Below are 5,866 nucleotides of genomic sequence, written 5' to 3' on the forward strand. Positions count from 1 at the left end.
CGTCGGCGCCGTCCTCGCCGAGCAGCACGACGAGTGGGCCGAAGGCCGCCGCTACCTCGGACTCGACGTCCTCGCCCGCGCCCAAGCGGTCGACCACGCCGTCGTCGAGGAGGTGACCGAGCCCGAACTGCAGGCACTCACAGCCTGACCGACACGCCCAACCGAGGGATCAACCTCGTACACCACCCCAGCGGACTTGACCCGGCCCGGGTCGAGCGGCCAGGTGTCGGCCCGGATCGAGCGGCCAGGTGTCGGCCCGGGTCGAGCGGCCAGGTGTCGGCGCTGCCGGCCGGCTGTCGGCTGGCCGGGCGTCGCGCGGCGCGCCCATGAACACTTGCTCGGGTTCGATCACGACTCTCGGTCGATCGAACGACCGTCCACCCGTGCCGAACGATCATTCGATCAGCGGAGGACCGCCTCCAGCTCCGCACAAACGTTCAACCCGCGGAGCACGTGTCCGGAACCCGAAACAAGTGTTCAGCCGCGAGCACGACCCACAATTCCAGAACAAGTGTTCAACACCCGGCGCACGCCCCGAACCTCCGGAACAAACATTCAACGCCCGAAGCACGACCCCAACCCCCAGAACAAACGTTCACCCCGCAACGAGCGCCACGGCAGGCGAAGCGACCGCTCCGGCGAGCCGGAGCGGTCGCGGCCAACCCGGCCGCCGCGCTGCTCGCGACCCTCAAAGCCGAGCGAGCACCTCGGCCGCCCGTTCGGCATCGGCCTTGCCGACGTCCAGGTGCGTCACGATCCGGACCGCCTTCGGCCCGACCGCACTGATCAGCACGCCGGCCTCCCGGGCCGCCGCCACGAACGCCGGCGCGTCCTCGCGCGGCACCACCACGATGTTGGTCTCGACGCTGGCCGGGTCGACGCCGCAGGCGTCGGCGAGCAGTCGGGCGTGCTCGTGATCCTCAGCGAGCCGCTCCACGTGGTGGTCGAGCGCATACAGCCCGGCCGCCGCCAGGATGCCGGCCTGCCGCATGCCCCCGCCCAGCCGCTTGCGCCGGACCCGACTGGCCTCGATCGCCTCGCGGCTGCCGACGACCAGCGAGCCCACCGGCGCGCCGAGGCCCTTGGAGAGACACACGGCGAGTACGTCGGCGATCCCGCCGTACCGGGCAAGGGGCACGCCGGTGGCCACATGAGCGTTCCAGATCCGCGCCCCGTCGAGATGGATGCGGCAGCCCACGGCATCGGCGAGGGCGCGCAGCGCTCGCAGGTCGGCCAGCGGCAGCACCGCTCCACCGGCGAAGTTGTGGGTGTTCTCGACAGCGATCGCGGCGGTGCGCACGAAGAACGGCCCCAGATCGGGTGCATACATCGCCTCGATCGTTCCCAGGTCGATCTGACCACGCGGGTGGTGCCAGGTGCGCATGGTGATGCCGGAGATCGCGCCATGGGCGCCGAGCTCGGCGCGGGCGATGTGCGCCGCCGACTCGCAGATGATCTCCTGCCCCGGCTCGACCAGCGACCGCACCGCCAGCACGTTGGCCATCGAGCCCGTCGGGGTGAACAGCGCCGCCTCCTTGCCGAACATCCCGGCGACCCGCTCCTCGAGGGCGAGCACGGTGGGGTCCTCGCCGTACACGTCGTCGCCGACCTCGGCTCGAGCCATCACGGCCCGCATCTCCCCGGTCGGCTTGGTGACGGTGTCGGAGCGCAGGTCGATCATGGGCTCACCCTAGTCACCGGCTGACAGACGTCACGGTCGAGCCGTGACACGCCGGCCCGGTCGCGGGCGGGCGGACGCCGTACGCTCCGAACGTGAGCGTCGCCCTCAACATCCTCATCGCCCTCGCCGTCCTTGCCCTGATCCTCACCCGCCAGCTGCGCCGGCGGCCGGTCCGCGAGGAGCAGCCCTACCGGATCATGCTGGTGCTGGGCGTCGTCGGCCTGGTCGAGACGGTCCAGTTCCACCAGCACCACGACGTGAGCACGAGCGCGTGGGCGCTGCTGGTCGCGAGCCTGGCCGTGGGCGCCGGCTTCGGCGCGCTGCGCGGGATGACCGTGCACGTGTGGCGCGAGGCCGGCACGCTGTATCGCCAGGGCAACGTCGCCACCCTGGTCCTCTGGATCGTGGGCCTGGGCCTGCACCTGTCCGTGGACCTGCTGATCAAGCGGGTGGACGCGGACGCCGCCGGCCTGAGCAACACCGCGATCCTGCTCTACCTCGCGATCACCCTCGGCGCGCAGCAGGCACTGGTCCTCGAGCGGGCCCAGCACCTGGCCGCAGAGGCCTGAGCGTCACGCTTTGCGCAGCATCTCCGCGACCAGGAAGGCCATCTCCAGCGACTGGACCCGGTTCAGGCGCGGGTCGCAGACCGACTCGTAGCGGTTGGCCAGGTCGGCGTCGGTGAGCTCCTCGCCGCCGCCGAGGCATTCGGTGACGTTGTCGCCGGTGAGCTCGACGTGGAGGCCGCCGGGCCAGGTGCCGAGCGCACGGTGGACGTCGAAGAAGCCCTGCACCTCGTCGAGTACGTCGTCGAAGCGGCGCGTCTTGTAGCCCGAGGTCGCCTCGAAGGTGTTGCCGTGCATCGGGTCGCAGATCCACGCCACCGAGACGCCCTCGGCCGTCACCTTCTCGATGATGGGCGGCAGGCCGTCGCGGATCCTGCCCGCGCCGAAGCGGGTGATGAACGTCAGCCGCCCGGGCTCGTTGTCGGGATTGAGCCGAGCCGCCAGCGCGAGCGCGTCGTCGGGCGTGGTGGTGGGGCCGAGCTTCACCCCGATCGGATTGCGGATCTTCGACATCAGCTCGACGTGGGCGCCGTCGATCTGGCGGGTGCGCTCGCCGATCCAGACGAAGTGCCCGGAGACGTCGTACGGCTGCTCGGTGCGGCTGTCGATGCGAGTCAGCGCATGCTCGTACTCGAGCACCAGCGCCTCGTGCGAGGAGTGGAAGTCGGCGCGGTGGAACTCGTCGGCGTCGGCCACGCCGATCGCGCGCATGAACGCCATCGCCCGGTCGATCTCGCCGGCCAGCGCGTCGTACTTGGCCGCGAACGGCGAGCCCTTCACGAAGTCCTGGTTCCAGGTGTGAACCTGACGCAGGTCGGCGTAGCCACCGGTCACGAACGCGCGGACCAGGTTGAGGGTGGCGGCCGAGGCGTTGTAGATGTCGACCAGCCGCTGCGGATCGGGGGTGCGCGCCTCGGGGGTGAAGTCGTAGCCGTTGACGGCGTCGCCGCGGTACGCCGGCAGCGTCACCGTCTGCCCGTCGGCGAGCGTGCGCGTCTCGAAGTCGGAGGAGCGCGGCTTGGCGTACTGCCCGGCCAGCCGGCCCAGCTTCACCACCGGCACGCTGGCGGCGTAGGTGAGCACGACCGACATCTGCAGCAGCACCCGCAGCTTGGCGCGCACGTTGTCGGCGGTGACCCCGGCCAGCGTCTCGGCGCAGTCGCCGCCCTGCAGCAGGAACGCCTCGCCCCGCGAGACGGCCGCGATCTTGCTCTTCAGCTCGTCGCACTCCCCCGCGAAGACCAGCGGCGGCATGGTGCGCAGCCGCTCGACGGCGGCGTCCACGGCGGCCCGGTCCGGGTAGGAGGGCTGCTGGGCGGCACCGAGGGCGTGCAGGTCGGCGAGGGACGGGATGCTCACCCGCTCAGGGTACGCGCGAGCGGAATGCGTCGCCGACTCGACGGGTTGGCGTGGACATGAGCGAGTTGAGCGCGACGTACGTGGTGGCCGACGAGTACGGCGGCCCCGAGGTGCTGGTGCTGCGCGAGGAGCAGCTGCCCGGTCCGGGCGCCGGCCAGGTCCGGCTCCGGGTGAGGGCCGCGGGTGTCAATCCGGTCGACCTCAAGATCCGCTCCGGCGGCCGCGGCGGGGACACGCCGTTCCGGCTGGGCTTCGAGGTGGCCGGCGTGGTCGACGCCGTCGGCCCGGACGTGACGAGGGTGGCGCCGGGTGACGAGGTGATCGCGTTTCGGGTCAGCGGCGGCTACGCCTCCGCGCTGATCGTGCCGGCCAAGGACGTCGTCCCCAAGCCCGCCTCGCTGCCGTGGTCCGAGGCGGCGGGGCTGCTCCTGGCCGGTGCCACCGCGGTGCACGCGCTCGAGGCGACGGGGGTCGGCGCGGGCGACGTGGTGCTGCTGCACGGCGCCGCCGGCGCGGTCGGGCAGGCCGTGATCCAGCTCGCCCGGCTGCGCGGCGCGTCGGTGATCGGCACCGCCTCGGAACGCAACCACGAGCTGCTGCGCGACCTCGGTGCCACCCCGATCACCTACGGCGAGGGCCTGCAGGAGCGCGTGCTCGCGGCCGGCCGGCCCACCGCCGCCATCGACGCCGCCGGCACGGACGAGGCGCTGGCGACCTCGCTGGCGCTCGTGGAGCACGACCGGATCGCCACCGTGGTGGTGACCCCGCAGGCGGCCGAGGCCGGGATCAAGCGGCTCGGCGGCGCGCCCGGGGCCGACCCGGGCACCGCGCTGCGCGACGCCGCCCGACCCGAGCTGGCCCGGCTGGCCGGCGAGGGCGCCTTGAAGGTGCGGGTGGTGCGTGAGCTGCCGCTGGCCGAGGTCGCCGAGGCACACCGGTTCGTGGCCGAGAACCACGCCGCCGGGAAGGTCGTGCTGATCCCCTGACGTCAGGTGGCCGAGCTGATGGCGAGCCGGTCGAGCAGGTAGAGGAACGCCTCGGCGTACGGGTTGCCCTTGACGGCGGTACGCACACTGGCCCAGTCGATCTGCTCACGCACCGCCCGCGCGGCGGGGAGGACGGCGCCGAAGTCGCAGGCGTGCTCCTCCATCGCGAGCAGCTTGTCGGTCATCAGCGTGGTCGCGGCGAGCACCGGCATCGCGACGGACTCGACCTCCAACTCGTCGACGCCGGCGAAGTGGCTGCGCTCGACGGACACGCCGGCGCTGCGGAAGATCACGTCGACCATCGAGTCGCCGATGAAGACCTTGAACAGCCAGTCCTCGGGCGGCTGCACCACCTGCAGCCCGTGCTCGGCCAGCAGCGCCATCGCCGCCGGCGCGTCCTGCTCGGCGACCATGAAGTCGACGTCGTGGTCGGGCTCGGGGCCGCCGCGGGCCCACAGCGCGTAGCTGCCCGCGAGGGCGAACGGCGCCCCCTTGTTCAGGGAGCCCTCCTTCAGCGCGACGGCGACCGTCTTGAGCGCCTCGCGCAGGCCCCGGCGTACCTCGTCAGGCATGGCAGTTCGATACCCGGGCGCGTGACCGGCCATGCCGAGCGGGTACCGCCCGATCGTGCGCGTGGTGACGTTCAACATCCTGCACGGCCGGTCTCGCGAGCGGGACGAGGTCGACCTGGGCCTGTACGCCGACGCCATCGCCAGCCTCGACGCCGACGTCCTGGCGCTGCAGGAGGTCGACCGCAACCAGCATCGGTCCGGTGGCGCGGACCTGACCGCTGTCGCGGCCCGGGCGATGGGCGCCGCCGAGCACCGGTTCGTGGCGGCGCTGGCCGGCAGCCCCGGCGCCACCTGGACGGCCGCGACGGGCCGCGAGCAACCCGACGCGGCGGCGTACGGCATCGCGCTGCTGAGCCGCTATCCGGCCACCTCCTGGGAGGTGGTGCGGCTGCCGGTCGTGCCCGGACCGGCGCCGATGCGCTTCCACGACCGGCGCTGGCCGACGCTGGTGCGCGAGGAGCCGCGAGTGGCCGTCGCGGCGACCGTCGACTCGCCCCTGGGGGTCCTCACCGTGGCCACCACCCACCTGTCGTTCCTGCCGTGGTGGAACGGCCACCAGCTGCGGGCGCTGACCCGCTCCCTGCGCGCGCTGCCGCGCCCGCTGCTGCTGACCGGCGACCTCAACATGGAGGTTGACCGCGCCGCCCGCGCCAGCCGGATGGCCCCGCTCGGCGAACACCAGCCGACGTTCCCGGTCGAGGC

At 72.6% G+C, this 5,866-nt stretch carries 6 protein-coding genes and 1 pseudogene; 4 read left to right on the plus strand and 3 right to left on the minus strand.

Going from position 1 to position 5,866, the window contains the following annotated elements:
* Nucleotides 1-148: pseudogene (locus VHA72_RS08685) on the plus strand (IS256 family transposase); the annotation flags it as partial.
* A gap of 540 nt (nucleotides 149-688) precedes the next feature.
* Here VHA72_RS08685 and VHA72_RS08690 read toward each other — a convergent pair.
* On the minus strand, nucleotides 689-1,681 hold the full coding sequence (locus VHA72_RS08690) for a threonine aldolase family protein (protein ID WP_325574273.1): 993 nt from the start codon (nucleotides 1,679-1,681) through the stop codon (nucleotides 689-691).
* A 92-nt stretch (nucleotides 1,682-1,773) separates the two neighbouring features.
* Here VHA72_RS08690 and VHA72_RS08695 point away from each other — a divergent pair, with 92 nt between their 5' ends.
* Nucleotides 1,774-2,250 carry a hypothetical protein gene (locus tag VHA72_RS08695; RefSeq protein ID WP_325574275.1) on the plus strand — a complete coding sequence of 159 codons (477 nt, stop codon included), beginning with the start codon at nucleotides 1,774-1,776 and terminating at the stop codon, nucleotides 2,248-2,250.
* Between the two features lie 3 nt (nucleotides 2,251-2,253).
* Here VHA72_RS08695 and VHA72_RS08700 read toward each other — a convergent pair whose 3' ends face one another.
* The gene (locus tag VHA72_RS08700) at nucleotides 2,254-3,606 is read right to left on the minus strand and encodes a class II 3-deoxy-7-phosphoheptulonate synthase (RefSeq protein ID WP_325574277.1); all 1,353 of its coding nucleotides are present in this window, start codon (nucleotides 3,604-3,606) and stop codon (nucleotides 2,254-2,256) included.
* Nucleotides 3,607-3,662: 56 nt separating this feature from the next.
* Between VHA72_RS08700 and VHA72_RS08705 the strand changes: the two genes are divergently transcribed.
* Nucleotides 3,663-4,592, plus strand: coding sequence for an NADP-dependent oxidoreductase (locus VHA72_RS08705; RefSeq protein ID WP_325574279.1), 930 nt, complete (start codon nucleotides 3,663-3,665; stop codon nucleotides 4,590-4,592).
* Between the two features lie 2 nt (nucleotides 4,593-4,594).
* Here VHA72_RS08705 and VHA72_RS08710 read toward each other — a convergent pair whose 3' ends face one another.
* Nucleotides 4,595-5,164: a hypothetical protein gene (locus VHA72_RS08710; RefSeq protein ID WP_325574280.1), complete on the minus strand. Its 570-nt coding sequence runs from the start codon at nucleotides 5,162-5,164 to the stop codon at nucleotides 4,595-4,597.
* Between the two features lie 64 nt (nucleotides 5,165-5,228).
* Between VHA72_RS08710 and VHA72_RS08715 the strand changes: the two genes are divergently transcribed.
* Nucleotides 5,229-5,866, plus strand: a 638-nt coding sequence (locus VHA72_RS08715; RefSeq protein ID WP_325574283.1) for an endonuclease/exonuclease/phosphatase family protein, incomplete at its 3' end; no start/stop codon positions are given.

The sequence above is a fragment of the Nocardioides sp. genome (assembly GCF_035547795.1).
GTDB lineage: Bacteria > Actinomycetota > Actinomycetes > Propionibacteriales > Nocardioidaceae > Nocardioides.

Bases quoted from the DNA above. Each gene is read 5' to 3' on its own strand.
- VHA72_RS08690 (WP_325574273.1), bottom strand. From the start codon at position 1,681: ATGATCGACCTGCGCTCCGACACCGTCACCAAGCCGACCGGGGAGATG.
- VHA72_RS08705 (WP_325574279.1), top strand. From the start codon at position 3,663: ATGAGCGAGTTGAGCGCGACGTACGTGGTGGCCGACGAGTACGGCGGC.
- VHA72_RS08710 (WP_325574280.1), bottom strand. From the start codon at position 5,164: ATGCCTGACGAGGTACGCCGGGGCCTGCGCGAGGCGCTCAAGACGGTC.